The organism is Aquabacter sp. L1I39 (assembly GCF_017742835.1).
Classification (GTDB): domain Bacteria; phylum Pseudomonadota; class Alphaproteobacteria; order Rhizobiales; family Xanthobacteraceae; genus L1I39.
Map to the genome: position 1 here is coordinate 1,768,848 of NZ_CP072392.1, position 17,901 is coordinate 1,786,748.

Here is a 17,901-nt window from a genome sequence, read left to right on the forward strand (position 1 = left end):
GGGATGCGCTCAGCGGCGCTCGAACCGCAGATAGCTGGGCACCCGGCCTGCCTGGAGCGCCTTGGCCTCATAGCGCGTGCCGGGCCAACCCTCATAGGGCGTGCGCCAATCGTCCGCCGTCTGCGCCAGCCAGCCAAAGGACGGATGCGCCCGCACTTCCCGCAGCGTCCAGTCCACATAGTCCGGCACGTCGCTGGCAAAGCGGAACAGGCCGCCGGGCCGCAGGACGCGCGCGATCAGGTCGAGATTGTCGGGTCGAACAAAGCGGCGCTTCCAATGCCGGCGCTTGGGCCAGGGATCGGGGTAAAGCAGATCCACGCGCCCGAACGCCCCTTCCGGCAGGCGTGCCAGCAGCAAGGCGGCATCCTTGTCGAACACCCGCACATTGCGGGCGCCGGAGGCCGACAAGTCCATCAGCCCGCGCGCCATGCCGTTCACAAAGGGCTCGACGCCGATGAAGCCCACATCGGGCGCGGCGAGGGCGCACGTGATCAAATGCTCGCCGCCGCCAAAGCCGATCTCCAGCCGCAGGTCGCGGACCGGCTCGTCGAACAGCGCCTTTGGGTCGCCAGCGGCCTCGAGGCTCATCCCATAGACAGGCAGGAGCCGCGCCAGCGCTTCCGCCGGGATGGACCGCAAGGTTTTGCCGACCCGCCGCCCATAGAAGGAGCCCTTTTCAGCGCGATCGAAGGGCAGAGCGGAGGACGGATCGGTGGCCACGTCGAAACCCGGAAAATGCTGGTCAAAGAGGCCATGAGCGGCCGGTGACGCACCCAACGGGATCAAGCCGAAAGATTCAGGCGGGCCGGAGCGGTGCGAGAGGGCCCTTAACGCAGATGGCCGGACGAACGCAATCGGTTCGTCCGGCCATCTGGAAGGAGAGGATGCGATCAGGCCAATGCGGCCTTCAGGGCCTCGGCAATGTCGGTGCGCTCCCAGGAGAAGCCACCATCGGCCTCGGGGGAGCGGCCGAAATGGCCGTAGGAAGAGGTGCGGGCATAGATAGGCTTGTTGAGACCCAGATGCTCGCGAATGCCGCGCGGACGCAGGTTCACCACCTCGCGCAGGGCCTTCTCCAGCTTGGCTTCGTCCACCTGGCCGGTGCCGTGCAGGTCCACATAGACGGCCAGCGGATCCGACACGCCGATGGCATAGGCGAGCTGGATGGTGGCGCGGTCGGCAAGGCCGGCGGCCACCACATTCTTGGCGAGATAGCGCGCCGCATAGGCCGCCGAGCGGTCCACCTTCGTGGGATCCTTGCCCGAGAAGGCGCCACCGCCATGGGGGGCCGCGCCACCATAGGTGTCCACGATGATCTTGCGGCCGGTCAGGCCGCAATCGCCATCGGGACCACCAATGACGAACTTGCCGGTGGGATTGACGTGCCAGACGGTCTCGTCCGTGATCCAGCCGTCGGGGAGAGCCTGGCGGATATAGGGCTCGACAATGTGGCGCACATCCACCGAGGACAGGTTCTCGTCCAGATGCTGGGTGGAGAGCACGAGCTGGGTGACGCCGACCGGTTTGCCCTGCTCGTAGCGCACCGTGACCTGGCTTTTCGCATCGGGGCCGAGCACCTTGGTCTCGCCGCTGCGGCGGGCCTCGGAGAGCACCTTGAGGATGCGATGGGCATAGTAGATGGGCGCCGGCATCAGTTCCGGGGTCTCGCGCACGGCATAGCCGAACATGATGCCCTGGTCGCCCGCGCCCTCGTCCTTGTTGCCGGCAATGTCCACGCCCTGGGCGATGTCCGCCGACTGGGCATGCAGCAGCACCTCGACCTCGGCATTCTCCCAGTGGAAGCCCTCCTGCTCGTAGCCGATGTCACGGATGGCGAGCCGGGCGAGGTGGGTGACAAGGTCCTTCGTGATGGTTGACGGACCGCGGGTCTCGCCCGCAATCACCACGCGGTTGGTGGTGGCGAGAGTCTCGGCCGCGACCCGGACCTGGCTCGGATCGAAGCCCTGCTCCAGGGAAGCGCGGAAGAAGGCATCCACCACTTCGTCGGAGATCCGATCGCAAACCTTGTCGGGATGCCCTTCGGAGACGGATTCGCTGGTGAAGAGATAGGACGAACGCGCCATCTGGCCTTTTCCGCTACTTAATTGACGCCGAGGTTGTTGCAGAGCGCCACAAGCCGGTCAAGACCGGCTTGCCGGATCCGTTCGACAAATCGAACGCTACCCTTCGGCCTCTTCCCCCGCGATGGATGCAACGAGATCCACGATCCGACGACGCACCTTGGCATCCGAGATCCGCATGAAATTGCGGGTCAGGGCCAGGCCGTCCGAGGTGGCGAGGAAGTCGGAAACATAAGTGGGAGAAGCGGTCTCGGAAAAGCCTTCGGCCTCCGGACCGACGGTGGGCACACCCTCGAAAAAGAAAGCCACCGGAACTCCGAGGACGACGGAGATCTGCTGCAGACGGCTCGCGCCGATGCGGTTGGTACCCTTTTCGTATTTCTGGATCTGCTGGAATGTGATGCCGAGGCTTTCGCCAAGCTTTTCCTGGCTCATCCCAACCATCATACGTCGCATACGTACCCGGCTACCGACATGCTTGTCGATCGGGTTCGGCGCCTTCTTGGCCATGGTTTCTCCGGTGACTCGGAAATGAGTGTCTCACTTCGCGAAGCGAAGGCTGCCCTGACACACGCCAAGATAAGCATACAACGTATCAGCGTCGATCAACTTCTACGTGTTTTCGCGGATGCAGAGAGAGAATTGTATGTCTGAGGCAAACGCCGAGCGACATCAGATAGATGAACAGCGCGGGCAACGCACCATGCCGTGACGACAACGGCGGATGGGGCAATCGCTGAGGCAGGATTGCATCCAAGACGCCTCGCTCACCTAGACCTAGGGTTGCGACATTTCGCCCGAGCGGATCGATGATGGCAGAGATGCCGGTATTGGCCGCGCGCACCATGGGAAGCCCCTCCTCGATGCTGCGCAGCCGCGCCTGGAGGAAGTGCTGGTAGGGGCCGGGCGTCATGCCGAACCAGGCGTCATTGGTCACATTCAGGAGGAATCCGGGGCGCTCTCCCACGGGCAGGACGGCGCCTGGAAAGATCGCCTCGTAGCAGATGAGCGGACCGGCGGCCGGCGCGCCGGGGATGCGCAGGGCCTCCAACTGCGATCCGGAGGAGAAGCCCCCCCGCACCCGCGTCAGTTGTTCGAGGCCAAGACTCTCCAGGAAGGACTGGAACGGCAGATATTCCCCGAAGGGCACCAGATGAACCTTGTCCGCACTCTGGAGCACCCGTCCGTCATGATCCATGACCCGGATGGAATTGAAGAAAGATGAGGTCTGCCCCGCCGGAGGCGGCCCACGGCGTGCGGCGCCGGTAACGAGGGTGACATTCTCGGGAAGCGTGGCCGCGATCCGCTCGCGTGCCCACGGTTCATATTCATAGATGAAGGGAAAGGCGGATTCTGGCCAGATGAGAAGGGTCACATCGGCAAGCCCGCCGGGATAGCGGGCGCTGGGCTGACTGCTCAGATCCAGATACTCGTCCAATACCGCATGCCGCCGCGCATAGACGAACTTCTCGTTCTGGGGAATGGCAGGCTGCACCACCCGCAGCCGCACGCCGGGAACGGAACCGACCTCGGTGGTCGCGAGGCGCCAATTGCCCCAGACCCATCCCGAGACCAGCAGAACGAGCGCCCCGGCGACCACCACCATGCCCCCCCGCCGCACGGGCCGATCGATCAGAAGAACAGGCGTTGCAAAGATGAGGATGGTCAGGAAGGTGAGCCCCCACAGCCCCACCAGCGCGGCGCCTTGGGCCAGCGGAAGCATCTCGGTGACCGCATAGCCGAAGGTGTTCCAGGGGAAGCCTGTGAGCACATGGCCCCGCAGCCACTCCGCTCCGCCAAGGCCGACGCAGAGCGCCGCGATGCGCCGAGCGCCCTCCCCCCAGAACAGACGCGCCACCGCAAGACCGAGCGCCGAGAACAAAGCCAGCCCCGCCGGCATGGAGACGACGGCGAACGGCAGCAGCCAGGCGAAGACGTCCGCATCCACGAGGAACGCATTGCCGATCCACCAGAGCGAGGCCAGAAAATAGCCGAAGCCGAACCACCATCCCACCGCGCCGGCAGCCCGCGCGCCGCGCCAGCCGCGCTGCGCGATGCCGTCCATCAGGAGCACCAGGGCCGGGAAAGTGAGGGCAAGCACCGGCCATAGGTCAAACGGGGCGGTGGAGGCCGCTGAGACCGTCCCCACCAGGAAGGCGCAGCCCCACCTGCGCCAGCCCGTCACGGAGCGCAAAAGGTCGGCCCATGTCCCCAGCCAATCCCGGATGCGCGTCACGCCGCCTCGCCGGCCTCGTCGGGGCCGTCCCGCTCGGGAGGCGAGGGGGGCACGATGCGCAGGCGTTTCACGCGACGCGGATCGGCCTCCAGGACTTCGACGGTAAACCCACCGGGGGTGAGGACCGTCTCCCCCACCTTCGGCACGCGGGCAGCGAGCGTGACCACGAGGCCTCCCAGGCTGTCCACCTCGTCCACCAGTTCGGCAGGGGCGAAGTCTGGACCCAGGACCTCGATCACATCATCCACGGGCGTCCGGGCATCGGCCAGGAAGCTGCCATCGGCCTGCCTCTGAACGTCCGACTCCTCTTCGTCGTGCTCGTCCTCGATCTCGCCGACGATCTCCTCCACCACGTCTTCCATGGAGACGAGCCCGTCGGTGCCACCATATTCGTCGATCACCAGAGCGAGATGAACCCGCGCGGCCTGCATGGAGACCAGGAGGTCGATGGCGGGCATGGAGGGCGGCACATAGAGGATCCGGCGGATCAGCCCTGTATCGGCCAGAGACTGGCCGAGGTCGAAGGCGCCGAGATTGAGCGCTCCGGGCTCAAGCCCTTCAGCTTCCACCTCGTCGCGGGGCCGGCCTCCGGAGGCGATGAAGGTCAGGAGGTCGCGGATGTGAACCATGCCGACCGGATCGTCCAGGCCGTCATCATGGACCACGAGGCGGGAATGGCTGGCATTGGCGAACGCGACCATAAGCTCGCCCAGTGTGGCATCCTTCTGGACCGCGACGATTTCCGCCCGCGGCACCATGATGTCCCCAATCCCCACCTCCTTGAGGTGCAGGATGTTGCGCAGCATCTTGCGCTCGGACGGCGTGAATTCGCTCACCTCCTCGGCGGTGTCCTGCTCATCCAGGATTTCCTCCAGATCCGTGCGGAGGGAGCCCTGGGGCCGGAAGGTGCCGAGGAGGGCACGCAATCGATCGAGAAAACTCTGCGGCTCCGAAGAGGCGGGGTCGCTCGATGAATCGAGATTGGACATGGTCTCCCTTTAGGGTCTCAGTTCAGGTTTCGGCGGGCAGCGCATACGGGTCGGTGATTCCGAGGCCCGCCAGGATGCGCCGCTCCATGTCTTCCATTTCCTCGGCTTCGTCGTCCTGCTCGTGGTCATAGCCGAGCAGGTGCAGCGTGCCGTGCACCACCAGGTGGCTCAAATGATCGAGCGGCGCCTTGCCCTCGTCGGCCGCCTCGGCCAGCACCGTCTGCAGGGCGACGATCACATCGCCCAGCGGCTCCGGCGTCACGTCCTCGGGCACTTCGGCGGCCGGGAAGGACAGCACGTTGGTGGGCTTGTCCTTGTCTCGCCAGTCGCGGTTGAGCACCCGGATGCGGGCGTCGTCCGTCAGGGTGATGGCCAGTTCCACCGGCCGGTCGAAGGTTTCCGCATGGGCGGTGAGCACCGCCATGGCCGCCGCCTCGCAGCGCGCGCCGGCCTCCGGCAGATCGGCCCAACCTTCCGCTTCCAGAAGGATGTCGATCTCTGCCGCAGGCCCCGGACTTCGCGCCGATCCCATGGCTCACGCCCCCTTGCCGGACTTGGCGGCATCGTTCGCCTCATAGGCGGCGACGATGCGGGCCACCAGTTCGTGGCGCACCACGTCCTGCGCCGTAAAGTAGGACAGGCCGACGCCTTCCACACCATCCAGCAGCCGCACCGCCTCCGCAAGGCCGGAAGTCTGACCGCTCGGCAGGTCGGTCTGGCTGGGGTCGCCCGTGATGATCATGTGGGAGTTTTCGCCGAGACGGGTCAGGAACATCTTCATCTGCATGGACGTGGCATTCTGCGCCTCGTCCAGGATCACCGCGGCGTTGGCGAGCGTGCGCCCGCGCATGAAAGCCAGCGGGGCGATCTCGATCTCGCCGGACTGGAGCGCCCGCTCCACGAAGGAACGGTCCATCAGGTCATAGAGCGCGTCATAGATGGGGCGCAGATAGGGGTCGACCTTCTCGCGCATGTCGCCGGGCAGGAAGCCGAGCCGTTCGCCCGCCTCCACCGCCGGGCGGGACAGGATCAGGCGATCCACCATCCGCCGCTCCAAGAGGTGCACCGCATAGGCCACCGCCAGCCAGGTCTTGCCCGTGCCCGCCGGCCCCACACCGAAAACCAGTGTGTGGCGCTTCAAGGCCCGGATATAGGCATCCTGGGCCGCGGTGCGCGCCCGCACGGGGCGTCGGCGCAGCTGGATTTCGTCGAAGCTCTGGCGATCCTCGGCGGGGTCGAAATCAAACAGCGAGCCCTGGGACACCGCCTCGCGGATGGCGCCCTCTACGTCGCCGGCCCCCACCTCGCGCCCGCGCTTGAGGCCGTCATAAAGGTGTTCCAGCACGTGGCGCGCCTGCTCGCAGGCATCGCGCGGGCCTTCCAGCGTCACGTGATTGCCCCGCGAATCCGCCTTCACCCCCAGCTTGCGTTCCAGCAAAGCGAGGTTGCGGCCATAATGGCCAAACAGGAGCGTGGCCAAGCGATTGTCGTCGAAGGCGAGCACCACCTGCGTGGGCGCGTCCACCCCCTGGATCGCCCAGGGGTCGGATATGGCTGCGCGGGCGGGGCCCTGGGGCACCGGCGGGCGGTCTCGTTCGACGCCAGATCTGCGCAAGCTCAGGCCTCCATTGCCGCAAGAGGGCGGGTCTCGCCGGCCAGATCGCCTCGGTCGGGCCGGCCGGAAAGGGAATTGGGCCCCGCCTCCAGTATGGTGACGGGAATGACATCGCCGATTTGGGCGCCGGGCGCTTCCACCACCACCGACTGGAGATAGGGCGAGCGACCGATCAACTGGCCGGGATAGCGGCCCGGTTTTTCCAAGAGGATGTCGAACGAACGGCCCACGCAGGATCGGTCGAAGGCACGCTTGGAGCGCTCCAGGGCAGCCTGCAGGCGGGCCAGCCGTTCGGTCTTCACCTCTTCTGCCACCTGATTGGCATGGTCAGCCGCCGGGGTACCTGGGCGGGCGGAGTATTTGAACGAATAAGCGCTGGCAAAGCCCACCCGTTCCACCAGGTCCATGGTCTCCTCAAACTCAGCCTCGGTCTCGCCGGGGAAACCGACGATGAAATCCGAGGAGAGGGCAAGGTCCGGACGGGCCGCGCGCATGCGGTCGATGATTTCGAAGAACTCGACACGGCCATGCTTGCGGTTCATGGCCTGGAGCACCCGATCCGAGCCCGACTGCACGGGCAGGTGCAGATAGGGCATCAAGGCCGGCAGGTCGCGATGGGCGGCGATCAGGTCGTCATCCATGTCGCGGGGATGGCTGGTGGTGTAGCGCAGGCGCGCCACGCCCGGGATCTCCGCCAGCCGATGCAGCAGGCGCGCCAGCGACCAGACCGTGCCGTCCGGGCCATCGCCGTGATAGGCGTTCACATTCTGCCCGATGAGCGTGAGCTCGCGCACGCCCTGGCCGGCGAGGCGCTCCGCCTCGGCCACGATCTTGGCCACCGGCCGCGACAGTTCGGCACCGCGCGTATAGGGCACCACGCAGAAGGTGCAGAACTTGTCGCAGCCCTCCTGCACTGTCACGAAAGCGGTGGGCCCGCGCTTGCGGGTGGCCTCCAGGCTGGGGGCGGGGAGGTGGTCGAACTTGTCCTCGACCGGAAATTCCGTATCCACCGCCTGGCCGCCGGCCTTCACCTTGGCCAGCAGTTCCGGCAGGCGGTGATAGCTTTGTGGCCCCACCACCAGGTCCACCACCGGCGCGCGGCGCATGATCTCAGCGCCCTCTGCCTGGGCGACGCAGCCGGCCACCGCGATGATGTTCTCCCGGCCCGTCTCGGCGCGCGCCTTGCGCATGCGTCCGAGCTCCGAATAGACCTTTTCAGCGGCCTTTTCGCGAATATGGCAGGTGTTCAGGATGACGAGATCGGCGTCCGCCGGATCGCTCGTCTCCACATAGCCTTCCTTGGCCAGGGTGTCCGCCATACGATGGGAATCGTAGACGTTCATCTGGCACCCGAACGACTTCACATAAAGCTTGCGGGGCTCGTCCATTGCCTGTCTGCCGTCGTCACCCTCGCGCCGCGACGCGACGCTGCTGTGACGCCGACGCTGTCTTCCCCGTGTCTGTAAGAACCATCCTCAGTCTTACTGGCAATTGGGCGATTTGGAAACTCACGTTGCTCCGGCACGGCCGGTGAGGCTGTCCTGCAGGAGGCGCTTGACCTCCTCCTCGCAGAGCCGGGTCACCGCCTTGCGGTCCAGCGGGCCATCGAGGGCGGCCGCTTGCCCGAACGTCACCGTCACGTCGATGGCGCCCTGGCGCAACACTTCCAGGAGATGGGGCGCCAGATCCAGGTCGCCATACCAGGCCGCCAGCGGCCGGTGCTGGCGGCCCATGGGGATGCCCTGAACCTTCACATAGGCCACCGAGACCGGCTGCACCCGCGCATCGGCCCCTGTGGCCATCACATCCCGCACGGCGCCTACCAGGGCCGAGCGGAACGGCAGCACGCGATTGCCGTCGCTGGAGGTGCCCTCTGCGAACAGCACCACCGGGTCGCCCTGGGACAGACGATCGGCGATCTCCTGGTTCACGGCGCCCGTCTTGGCGCGGCGCTGGCGGTCCACGAAGACCGAGCGCTGGAACTTGGCCAGCAGTCCGATGAGGGGCCACCCCGCCACTTCCGCCTTGGCCACGAAAACCAGCGGCACCACCGAGCCGAGAACGCAGATGTCGAGCCAGGTTGAATGGTTGGACAGAAACAGCAAAGGCCGCGCGGCGCTCGGCTCCCCCTTAACCGTCACGCGCACACCAATCAGGGCGAGGACCGCGCGGTGAAAAAGCATGGGGATGCGGCGACGGGCCGGCAGCTTCAGCTTGAGCGCCAGGAACTGGAGGGGAATGCCCACCGCCGTGACACCGGCCAGGGCCACCAGCACGCCGCCCATGCGGATGCGGTCCAGAAGACGGGACGCGGCCGGCCATTCGGGCCCGAGATCGGGCATGGGTTCTTTGTCGAAGGAGTCCACCCACGGCTGAGGGGCCGGCACATTCAGGGTCACGCCGGCTTCTCCTCGAGCGGCACCACATACAATTCGAGCCGATGACCGACGATTCGATAGCCGAGCCGCCGGGCGATCTCCTCCTGGAGGCGCTCGATCTCTTCGGAGCGAAACTCCTTCACCTCGCCGCTGCGCAGGTCGATGAGATGGTCGTGATGCTCGTCCGGCACCGGCTCATAGCGCGAGCGGCCATCGCCGAACTCGTGCCGCTCCACGATGCCGGCATCCTCGAACATCTTCACGGTGCGGTAGACCGTGGAGATGGAGATCTTGTCGTCGATGGCGCTGGCGCGTCGGTACAGCTCCTCCACGTCCGGATGATCCTCGGCCGCGGTGAGCACCCGCGCGATCACCCGGCGCTGGTCGGTCATGCGCATGCCCTTGGCGTGGCAGGCTTCCTCGATGGCGCTGATCTTGTCGCTCAAGGATACCCTCCTTCTTCGCCGAGCCGCACCGTGCTTATGGCGTCGCGGCCGGGCAACCGCAAGCGGGAGGCTGAGCGCTGCCCCTCGGGCGGGTTCAGAAGTCCAGCCGCATCACCAAGGCATCGCCGGATCCGCCGGGGCCGGCATAATAGCCCTTGCGGCGCCCCACTTCACCATAGCCGAGCCCGCGGTAAAGCTTCACGGCCGGCCCATTGCCCGCCTCCACCTCCAGGTGGGACGCGGTGACGCCGAGGCCGGCGAGACGCTGGAGATGGTGGGTGAGAAGCAGGCGTCCCATCCCCTTGCCCCGCGCCGCGGGGGCAATGGCGATGGTCAGGATCTCCGCCTCCGGCACCACCAGATGCGACACCACCAAGCCGAGCGGCTCGCCCGTTCCCCGCGCCACCACGTGGGCGCGGGCCGCCTGGCCCGAAAGCAGCCGCTCCAGCTCGTCCACCCCCCAGCCGCGATGGAAGGAGGCTGCATGGATGCGGGCGAGGCAGGGCAGGTCGGCCGCCACGGCCTCTCGCACGGCCGGCGTCTTGGGCGCCGAGAAACCGGGAAAGGAAATCACCGCCGGGCAATCCGCGCCGCATCCTGCGGCTTGGCGTCGGGCGCCTTGAGATAAAGCGGACGCGGCTCGGCCTGAGCCGGATCGGCCACCGCGCCGAGGCGCGCCACCCAGGCCACGTCCGGCGCGGCCATGATCTCCACCGCCACCGGGCGCGTCTCCCCCGGAGGCCACATCTCCGCCACCTGACCGGCGCCCGACCCCACGATCCGCACCGGCCCGATGGCCACGGACCGCGCCGCATCCTTCGCCGACATGACGCGGGGGGCGATGAGGGTGCGCCCCCCGGTGCCGAACATTTGCAGGAAGACATGATCGTGGCGGGCATCGATGGCGCTCACCAGCGGCAGGCTGTCATCCATGGCAAGAAAAGGGGCGGCGAGGGCGGCGAGCGTAGAGACGCCGACAACCGGTCGGCGGGCGGCGAGGGCAAAGCCGCGGGCAGCGGAAAGACCCACCCGCAGTCCGGTAAAGCTTCCCGGTCCGACAGTCGCCACCACGCGGTCAAGCTCGGGAAAGTCGAGCCCCGCATCGCGCATGACCTGCTCGACAATGGGGACAAGCGCCTCCGCGTGCCCGCGTTCCATATATACGGAATCACCGGCGACGATGGTGTCGCTTTCCCCGTTCAGCACCGCGACCGAGCAGGCGGTCAGTGCCGTATCAATGGCCAGAACATACATGTGGTGTGACAGCCCTAATCCCGGCTGCACAATCCCCCGAAACCGGCCGCGACGGAAGGGGGGCGGGAAAATCGCCCCGCCCAAGCCCGATCGTGGCCGTCGCCCGCCCGTCAGACGGGGCGTACCTCGACCACTTCCGGCACGAAATGACGCAGCAGATTCTCGATGCCGTTCTTCAGCGTCGCCGTGGAAGAGGGGCAGCCGGAGCACGAGCCCTTCATGTTGAGGTAGACGACGCCTTCCTTGAAGCCGCGAAAGGTGATGTCGCCGCCATCATTGGCCACCGCCGGACGCACGCGCGTCTCGATCAGTTCCTTGATGGTGTCGACGATCTCCTCATCCTCGGCGGCGAAGAACTCGTCGCCGTCCTCGCTCGCGGCCACGCCCTCGGCAAGCACGGGCGCGCCGGACATGAAGTGCTCCATGATGGCGCCGAGAATGGCGGGCTTCAGGTGCGCCCAGTCTCCCCCCGCCTTGGTCACCGTGATGAAGTCGGACCCCAGGAATACGCCGTTCACACCGTTCACCTCGAACAGGCGCTGGGCCAGGGGCGAACGCTCCGCTTCGCTCTGGCTGCGCAATTCGAGGGTGCCATCGCCCAGGACAGTCCGTCCGGGCAGGAATTTCAGGGTCGCCGGATTCGGCGTCGCCTCGGTCTGGATGAACATTTTGATCTCACATCCTTCAAGGGGATGGCGGCAGAACCGCACGTCACCGGGAAGATAGGCATGGCTGGGCTTCAGGGAAAGGGTCGCCGCACCATCCCGATCATGTGCCAGCGCGGGACACACGCCGAGAGAAGGCAAGATCGAAGAGGGAACGGGAGCAGTCCGAATCGCTGCTTGCCCAGCAATCTTCTTTTGTTCCCGCTCAGGGCGCGAAGACTTGAACCGCAAGAACGCGATCCCCATCCTTAACGGCGCGGCATCCGCTTGAGCCTTTGCCGCCGAAGGAGAGAGGAATGAATTACGTACGGACGGCCATCCTGCTTGCGGGTTTGACCGCCCTGTTCATGGCCGTGGGCTTCGCCATCGGCGGCAAGGGCGGAATGATGATCGCGCTGGTCATCGCCGCGGGCATGAACCTGTTCAGCTATTGGAACTCGGACAAGCTGGTCCTGCGCATGTACGGCGCGCGGGAGGTGGATGAGCGCACCGCGCCGGACCTCGTTGCCATGGTGCGCGAGCTCGCCCGCCGGGCGGACCTGCCCATGCCCCGCGTCTACATCATCGACAATGACCAGCCCAATGCGTTCGCCACCGGCCGCAATCCGCAGAATGCCGCCGTGGCCGCGACCACGGGCTTGCTGCGCACGCTCACCCGCGACGAGGTGGCGGGCGTGATGGCCCACGAACTGGCGCACATCAAGCACCATGACACGCTGACCATGACCATCACGGCCACCATTGCCGGTGCCATTTCCATGTTGGCCAATATCGGCCTGCTGTTTGGTGGCGGCAATCGGGAGAACGGCTCGCCCTTCGGCGCCATCGGCACCATTCTCATGGTCATACTGGCGCCGCTCGCCGCCATGGTGGTGCAGATGGCCATTTCCCGCTCGCGGGAATATGAGGCCGATCGCGGCGGCGCTGAGATTTGCGGCCAGCCCCTGGCCCTGGCCTCGGCGCTCGCCAAGATCGCGGGCATCGCCCATCAGGTGGGAAATTACGAAGCCGAGGCGCACCCTGCCACCGCCCACATGTTCATTATCAATCCCTTGTCCGGCCAGCGGATGGACGGCCTCTTCTCCACCCATCCGGCCACCGAGAACCGCATCGCGGCCTTGCAGGAGCTGGCGCGGCAGATGGGGCTGGGAATGAGCGGCGGCGGCTTCGGACCTGCCCCCCGGACCGCCGGCCCTTGGAACGGCGGCGGGCGGCGCGGCCCGTGGGGTTGATCCCTCCTGGCAAAAGCCCGGTCTTTTCCCACCGGGACGAGGCTGGCAGCCCCCTCTCGCCCCGGCCTGCCGTGGCCGGATTTGCAAATCTCTCCGGCCTGGCTTACCTGCCGCTCATGAAATCCCCATCTTCCAACGCCTCGCGGCGTCCGCCGCCCTCCGGCCTGCCCGCGCGCCTCGTCGCCGCAGATGCGCTCGACCGCATCCTGCGGGCCGGCCTGCCCCTCGAAGAGGCCCTGGAAGCCGCCGCAGGCCTCGACCCGCGCGACCGCGCGCTGGCCTATCGCATCGTCGCCACGGCCCTGCGGCGGCTGGGAACGCTGCGCGCCATCTTCGGCATGCTGCTGGAGCGAGGCACGCCCCGCTCCGCCCCGAAGGTGGAAACCATTCTGCTGGTGGGCGCGGCGCAGATCCTGTTCATGGATGTCCCCGATCACGCGGCCGTGGGGCTGAGCGTGGAAGTGGCGCGGCACGATCTTTCCACCGGCGGCTTTGCCGGCCTTATCAATGCGGTGCTCCGCCGCCTGACCCGCGAGGGGCAGGATCTCCTGGCGCAGGTGGCGCCGCAGCTTCTCGACACGCCGGACTGGCTGCGCGCCCGCTGGACCGCCACCTATGGCGCGGACGCCACGCGCGCCATCTGCGAAGCGCTCCTGCATGAGCCGCCCCTCGACCTGACGGTGAAGTCCGATCCCGAGGGCTGGGCGCAGACCCTTGGCGGCACCCTGACGCCCACCGGCACCGTGCGCCTCGCCAATGCCGGCCCCATCCGCGCCCTTGCCGGCTTTGAAGAGGGCGCATGGTGGGTGCAGGATGCCGGGGCGGCCCTGCCGGCGCGCCTTCTGGGCGAGGTGCAGGGTCGGCGGGTGGCGGACCTGTGCGCCGCACCGGGAGGCAAGACCGCCCAGCTCGCCGCAGCCGGCGCGGATGTCACCGCCGTTGATCGCTCCGCCGATCGCCTGACCCGCCTGAAGGAAAATCTCGCCCGCCTGGGCCTTGCCGCCCGCGTGGTCCAGGCGGATGCCACCACTTTCGAAACGGAGCCGTTCGACGCCATCCTGCTGGACGCGCCGTGCTCGGCCACCGGCACCTTGCGCCGCCATCCGGACGTGGCGTGGAGCAAGAGCCCGGCAGACATTGCCACGCTCGCCGCGCTCCAGAGCCGGCTCATCGACCGTGCGGCGGGCCTTCTGGCCCCCTGCGGGGTGCTGGTCTATTCCACCTGCTCGCTCGAGCCGGAGGAGGGCGAGGCCCAGGTGGAGGCGCTGCTTGCCCGCAACCCGAATGTGGAGCGTGCGCCCCTCGACAAGAATGCGCTTCCGGGCATCGAAAAATTCATCACTCCTCAAGGGGATTTGCGCACACTTCCCTCGGACTGGTCCGCGCCGAGGCCCGAGCTATCGGGCATTGACGGCTTCTTCGCGGCCCGGTTGCGCAAGCGCGGCTGATCCGGCTTTGCCCGTTTCAGGACTGGGCGCCCCCTTTCCGGGGGTGCCATGCCCTGGGACGGCTGCCGCGAGCCTCGCCTTCCGAAGGACGGCACGCGGGCAGGGGTGGCAGGACGCATGACACGGGGAGCCTTGGCAGAACGCGTGCGCCTGGCGGGCTATCTCGTCGGGCGTTCCTGGCGCTCGCTCTTGGCCCGCGCGCCCGCCGCTCCGCTGGCGCTCGGCCAGGTGAGCGTCCCGGTGCCGGAGCGCCTGCTCATCGCGCCCCAGGACCTGCGCACCGGCGACCCAACCCGCGCCAGCGAAATCTATGCCGGCCGTTTCGCCTTTGCCGGCAAGATCGCCATGCTCGAGGGGCACACGCCGTTCGAGATCGATCCGCCCTCCGAGGAATGGGCCGAGGTGCTGCACGGCTTCGGCTGGCTGCGCCACTTGCGTGCGGCGGGCACCACCATTGCCCGCGCCAATGCCCGGGCTCTCGTGGGCGACTGGATCCGCAATACCGGCGTTGCGCGCAACGCGGCCGCCCGGCCGGACGTGACGGCCCGGCGCATCATTTCCTGGCTCACCCAGGCGCCTTTCATCCTCCAGGACGCGGATCACGATTTCTATCGCCGATTTATGAAGAGCCTGGCGCGCCAGGTGCGGCATCTGCGGCGCGCCTCCGGCGAGGCACCGGATGGCTATCCCCGCCTTATTGCCCTGATCGCGCTGGTCTTCGCGGGCCTGTGCATGTCCGACCAGTCGCGCCTGCTCCGGGCCGCCCAAAAGCGGCTGGTAGAGGAACTGGACCGGCAGATCCTGCCCGATGGCGGCCCGCTCACGCGCAGCCCGGGCATGCTCATCGCGCTGCTGCTGGACCTCCTGCCGCTCCGTCACGCCTTTGCCGCCCGCAACCAGCCGGCCCCCCCGGCGCTGATGAACGCCATCGACCGCATGATGCCCATGCTGCGCTTCTTCCGGCACGGCGACGGGGCTTTCTCGCTCTTCCACGGCATGAGCCACACGGCGGCGGACCAGCTCGCCACCATCCTGGCCTATGACGATGCCCGGGGTGCGCCCGTCGCCAATGCGCCCCATGCCGGCTTCCAGCGCATGGAATCGCGGGGCACGGTGGTGATCGTCGATACCGGCGCCCCGCCGCCCCTCTCGGCGAGCGAGGAGGCACACGCCAGCTGCCTGGCCTTCGAGATGTCGTCCGGCCGGCACCGCATCGTGGTCAATTGCGGGATGACGGAAATCAACCGCGAACGCTGGCGCCAAGTGGCCCGCGCCACGGCTGCCCATTCCACGGTGGTCATCGGGGACACGTCCTCCTGCCGCTTCTTCGGCGAGGGGCGCCTGTCGCGGATGGTGGGCATTCCCATCGTCTCCGGCCCGAAGAACGTGCCCGTGCAGCGGGGCAGCCGCGAGGGCACCATCATGCTGCGGGCCAGCCATGACGGTTATGCAGAGCCGTTCGGCGTCATTCACCAGCGCTCCTGGCGGCTCGATGGCGAAGGGGGGCGGCTGGACGGAGAAGACGTGTTCCGCTCCACCACGGGACCCGAGGCGGCTCTGCCGGCGGTGGGCTTCGGCGCCCGCTTCCATCTGCACCCGGCCATCACGGTGGAGCGGCTGGACGACCAAAGCACTGTTCTGCTTACGGTTCCCGGCGGAGAAGCCTGGGCCTTCGTGGCGCCGAACCAGATGGTGAATGTGGAGGAGAGCGTGTATCTGGCGGCCCCCGACGGCCCCCGGCGCACGCTCCAACTGGCTCTCTCAGGCAATCTGGCCGAGACGCCGCGGCTGCTCTGGACCTTCGTGCGCACCCGCGAGGCGCCCTCCGTGCGACCCTCGCCCATCAGGGGGCCCGCCGCGCGAGCTTGATGACGAGGCACCGCCGGACGTGATAGGGCGAGCCCCGATCCAGTTCGGAGTGCCTCCATGACCGTCGATATCCGCCCCGTCACCCGCGCCCTCATCTCGGTGTCCGACAAGGCCGGATTGATCCCGTTCGTCACCGCGCTGGCGAAGACCGGCGTGCAGCTCGTCTCCACCGGCGGCACCCGCAAGGCGCTGGCCGAGGCGGGACTTGAGGTGCTGGACGTGGCCGAGCTGACCGGCTTCCCGGAGATGATGGATGGCCGCGTGAAGACGCTGCACCCCAAGGTGCATGGCGGCATCCTGGCCATCCGCGCCGATGCCGGCCACCAGGCCTCCATGGCCGAGCACGCCATCGCTCCCATCGACCTGGTGGTGGTGAACCTCTATCCCTTCGAGGCCACCGTGGCGCGCGGTGCCGACTTTGACGAGACCATCGAGAATATCGACATTGGCGGGCCAGCGCTGATCCGCGGCGCGGCCAAGAACCATAATGACGTGGCCGTTGTGGTGGATGTGGCCGACTACGAGGCCGTCATCAAGGAGATCGAACTGCATGGCGGCACCACGCTCGCTTTGCGCCGCCGCCTCGCCCAGACCGCCTATGCCCGCACCGCCGCCTATGACGCCGCCATTTCCAACTGGTTCGCGGGCCAGGTGGATGTGAGCGCGCCCACCTATCGCGCCTTCGGCGGCAAGCTGCTGGAAGAGCTGCGCTACGGCGAGAACCCCCACCAGAAGGCGGCCTTCTATGCCACGGGCGAGCAGCGCCCCGGCGTCGCCACCGCCCGGCAGGTGCAAGGCAAGCAGCTCTCCTTCAACAACATCAATGACACCGACGCGGCCTTCGAGTGTGTGGGCGAGTTCCATCCCGCCCGCTCGGCGGCGGTGGTAATCGTCAAGCACGCCAATCCCTGCGGCGTCGCCGAAGGGGCGAGCCTGGAAGAGGCCTATCGCAAGGCGCTGGCTTGCGACCCCGTCTCCGCCTTCGGCGGCATCATCGCCGTCAACCGCACCCTGGACGCGGCCGCCGCCCGTCTGATGACCGAGATCTTCACCGAGGTGATCGTCGCCCCCGACGCCACCGAGGAGGCCATCGCCATTGTCGGCGCCAAGAAAAACCTGCGCCTGCTCGTCACCGGCGGCCTTCCCGATCCGCGCGCCGAGGGGCTCAACGTGCGCACGGTGGCCGGCGGACTGCTGGTGCAGAGCCGCGACAATGTCAGTGCCGACGACCTGGAGCTGAAGGTGGTCACCCGCCGCGCGCCCACCGAGCAGGAGCTGCTGGACCTGCGCTTCGCCTTCCGGGTTGCCAAGCATGTGAAGTCCAACACCATCATCTATGCCAAGGACCTTGCCACCGTTGGCATCGGCGCCGGCCAGATGAGCCGCGTGGATTCAGCCCGCATTGCCGCCCGCAAGGCGCAGGATGCGGCCGAGGCGGCCGGGCTCTCCGTGCCGCTCACCAAGGGCTCGGTTGTGGCATCCGACGCCTTCTTCCCCTTCGCCGACGGCCTCTTGGCGGCGGTGGAGGCGGGCGCCACCGCCGTCATACAGCCGGGCGGCTCCATGCGCGATGCGGAAGTGATCGCCGCCGCCGACGCGGCGGGCCTTGCCATGGTCTTCACCGGGGTGCGTCACTTCAAGCACTGAGCGGACAAGGCTTGTTGTCCTGAATCAAGGCCCTGCACCGG

17 protein-coding genes are annotated in these 17,901 nt (G+C 67.4%); 4 read left to right on the forward strand and 13 right to left on the reverse strand.

The features are described 5' to 3' along the window. Positions 1–9 precede the first annotated feature (9 nt). The 13 genes from trmB to J5J86_RS07725 all read right to left on the reverse strand — a co-directional run bounded on the left by trmB (position 10) and on the right by J5J86_RS07725 (position 11,667). Positions 10–720, reverse strand: a complete 711-nt coding sequence (gene trmB / locus J5J86_RS07665; protein WP_247658217.1) for a tRNA (guanine(46)-N(7))-methyltransferase TrmB — start codon at positions 718–720, stop codon at positions 10–12. Between the two features lie 170 nt (positions 721–890). Beyond that, positions 891–2,084 (reverse strand): methionine adenosyltransferase, encoded by a 1,194-nt coding sequence (metK, locus tag J5J86_RS07670; protein ID WP_209104305.1) that lies wholly within the window; start codon positions 2,082–2,084, stop codon positions 891–893. Between the two features lie 96 nt (positions 2,085–2,180). Next, positions 2,181–2,591 (reverse strand): helix-turn-helix domain-containing protein, encoded by a 411-nt coding sequence (locus tag J5J86_RS07675; RefSeq protein WP_209104306.1) that lies wholly within the window; start codon positions 2,589–2,591, stop codon positions 2,181–2,183. 85 nt (positions 2,592–2,676) lie between these two features. After that, positions 2,677–4,308 carry an apolipoprotein N-acyltransferase gene (gene lnt / locus J5J86_RS07680; protein ID WP_209105301.1) on the reverse strand — a complete coding sequence of 544 codons (1,632 nt, stop codon included), beginning with the start codon at positions 4,306–4,308 and terminating at the stop codon, positions 2,677–2,679. Between the two features lie 5 nt (positions 4,309–4,313). Beyond that, positions 4,314–5,306: a hemolysin family protein gene (locus J5J86_RS07685; protein WP_209104307.1), complete on the reverse strand. Its 993-nt coding sequence runs from the start codon at positions 5,304–5,306 to the stop codon at positions 4,314–4,316. 22 nt (positions 5,307–5,328) lie between these two features. After that, positions 5,329–5,838 (reverse strand): rRNA maturation RNase YbeY, encoded by a 510-nt coding sequence (gene ybeY, locus J5J86_RS07690; RefSeq protein ID WP_209104308.1) that lies wholly within the window; start codon positions 5,836–5,838, stop codon positions 5,329–5,331. 3 nt (positions 5,839–5,841) lie between these two features. Further along, the gene (locus tag J5J86_RS07695) at positions 5,842–6,858 is read right to left on the reverse strand and encodes a PhoH family protein (RefSeq protein ID WP_247658443.1); all 1,017 of its coding nucleotides are present in this window, start codon (positions 6,856–6,858) and stop codon (positions 5,842–5,844) included. A 65-nt stretch (positions 6,859–6,923) separates the two neighbouring features. After that, entirely contained in the window at positions 6,924–8,309 is a 1,386-nt protein-coding gene (miaB, locus tag J5J86_RS07700) for a tRNA (N6-isopentenyl adenosine(37)-C2)-methylthiotransferase MiaB (RefSeq protein WP_209104310.1), read from the reverse strand. A gap of 120 nt (positions 8,310–8,429) precedes the next feature. Next, positions 8,430–9,320, reverse strand: coding sequence for a lysophospholipid acyltransferase family protein (locus J5J86_RS07705; RefSeq protein ID WP_247658220.1), 891 nt, complete (start codon positions 9,318–9,320; stop codon positions 8,430–8,432). Beyond that, a complete protein-coding gene (locus J5J86_RS07710; RefSeq protein WP_209105303.1) occupies positions 9,317–9,697 on the reverse strand; it encodes a Fur family transcriptional regulator in 381 nt (126 codons plus the stop codon). The genes J5J86_RS07705 and J5J86_RS07710 overlap by 4 nt, the downstream gene beginning before the upstream one ends. A 142-nt stretch (positions 9,698–9,839) precedes the next feature. Beyond that, the gene (locus J5J86_RS07715) at positions 9,840–10,277 is read right to left on the reverse strand and encodes a GNAT family N-acetyltransferase (protein ID WP_209104311.1); all 438 of its coding nucleotides are present in this window, start codon (positions 10,275–10,277) and stop codon (positions 9,840–9,842) included. A gap of 38 nt (positions 10,278–10,315) precedes the next feature. Further along, the gene (gene tsaB, locus J5J86_RS07720) at positions 10,316–10,999 is read right to left on the reverse strand and encodes a tRNA (adenosine(37)-N6)-threonylcarbamoyltransferase complex dimerization subunit type 1 TsaB (protein ID WP_209104312.1); all 684 of its coding nucleotides are present in this window, start codon (positions 10,997–10,999) and stop codon (positions 10,316–10,318) included. A gap of 110 nt (positions 11,000–11,109) precedes the next feature. Further along, positions 11,110–11,667: a NifU family protein gene (locus J5J86_RS07725; protein WP_209104313.1), complete on the reverse strand. Its 558-nt coding sequence runs from the start codon at positions 11,665–11,667 to the stop codon at positions 11,110–11,112. A 293-nt stretch (positions 11,668–11,960) separates the two neighbouring features. Here J5J86_RS07725 and htpX point away from each other — a divergent pair, with 293 nt between their 5' ends. The 4 genes from htpX (at position 11,961) to purH (ending at position 17,860) form a co-directional block, all read left to right on the forward strand. After that, complete coding sequence (gene htpX, locus J5J86_RS07730; protein ID WP_209104314.1) at positions 11,961–12,896, forward strand: zinc metalloprotease HtpX; 936 nt, start codon at positions 11,961–11,963, stop codon at positions 12,894–12,896. A gap of 116 nt (positions 12,897–13,012) precedes the next feature. After that, positions 13,013–14,344 carry a 16S rRNA (cytosine(967)-C(5))-methyltransferase RsmB gene (rsmB, locus tag J5J86_RS07735; RefSeq protein WP_209105304.1) on the forward strand — a complete coding sequence of 444 codons (1,332 nt, stop codon included), beginning with the start codon at positions 13,013–13,015 and terminating at the stop codon, positions 14,342–14,344. 117 nt (positions 14,345–14,461) lie between these two features. After that, the gene (locus tag J5J86_RS07740) at positions 14,462–16,213 is read left to right on the forward strand and encodes a heparinase II/III family protein (RefSeq protein WP_209104315.1); all 1,752 of its coding nucleotides are present in this window, start codon (positions 14,462–14,464) and stop codon (positions 16,211–16,213) included. A gap of 57 nt (positions 16,214–16,270) precedes the next feature. Next, positions 16,271–17,860 carry a bifunctional phosphoribosylaminoimidazolecarboxamide formyltransferase/IMP cyclohydrolase gene (purH, locus tag J5J86_RS07745; RefSeq protein WP_209104316.1) on the forward strand — a complete coding sequence of 530 codons (1,590 nt, stop codon included), beginning with the start codon at positions 16,271–16,273 and terminating at the stop codon, positions 17,858–17,860. Positions 17,861–17,901 lie beyond the last annotated feature (41 nt).

What these genes read in the sequence shown, in the direction of transcription:
- J5J86_RS07675 (WP_209104306.1), bottom strand. Translation starts at nt 2,591, where the DNA reads ATGGCCAAGAAGGCGCCGAACCCGATCGACAAGCATGTCGGTAGCCGG.
- miaB (WP_209104310.1), bottom strand. Translation starts at nt 8,309, where the DNA reads ATGGACGAGCCCCGCAAGCTTTATGTGAAGTCGTTCGGGTGCCAGATG.
- J5J86_RS07685 (WP_209104307.1), bottom strand. Translation starts at nt 5,306, where the DNA reads ATGTCCAATCTCGATTCATCGAGCGACCCCGCCTCTTCGGAGCCGCAG.
- J5J86_RS07725 (WP_209104313.1), bottom strand. Translation starts at nt 11,667, where the DNA reads ATGTTCATCCAGACCGAGGCGACGCCGAATCCGGCGACCCTGAAATTC.
- tsaB (WP_209104312.1), bottom strand. Translation starts at nt 10,999, where the DNA reads ATGTATGTTCTGGCCATTGATACGGCACTGACCGCCTGCTCGGTCGCG.
- htpX (WP_209104314.1), top strand. Translation starts at nt 11,961, where the DNA reads ATGAATTACGTACGGACGGCCATCCTGCTTGCGGGTTTGACCGCCCTG.
- rsmB (WP_209105304.1), top strand. Translation starts at nt 13,013, where the DNA reads ATGAAATCCCCATCTTCCAACGCCTCGCGGCGTCCGCCGCCCTCCGGC.
- purH (WP_209104316.1), top strand. Translation starts at nt 16,271, where the DNA reads ATGACCGTCGATATCCGCCCCGTCACCCGCGCCCTCATCTCGGTGTCC.
- ybeY (WP_209104308.1), bottom strand. Translation starts at nt 5,838, where the DNA reads ATGGGATCGGCGCGAAGTCCGGGGCCTGCGGCAGAGATCGACATCCTT.
- J5J86_RS07710 (WP_209105303.1), bottom strand. Translation starts at nt 9,697, where the DNA reads ATGCGCATGACCGACCAGCGCCGGGTGATCGCGCGGGTGCTCACCGCG.
- J5J86_RS07740 (WP_209104315.1), top strand. Translation starts at nt 14,462, where the DNA reads ATGACACGGGGAGCCTTGGCAGAACGCGTGCGCCTGGCGGGCTATCTC.
- metK (WP_209104305.1), bottom strand. Translation starts at nt 2,084, where the DNA reads ATGGCGCGTTCGTCCTATCTCTTCACCAGCGAATCCGTCTCCGAAGGG.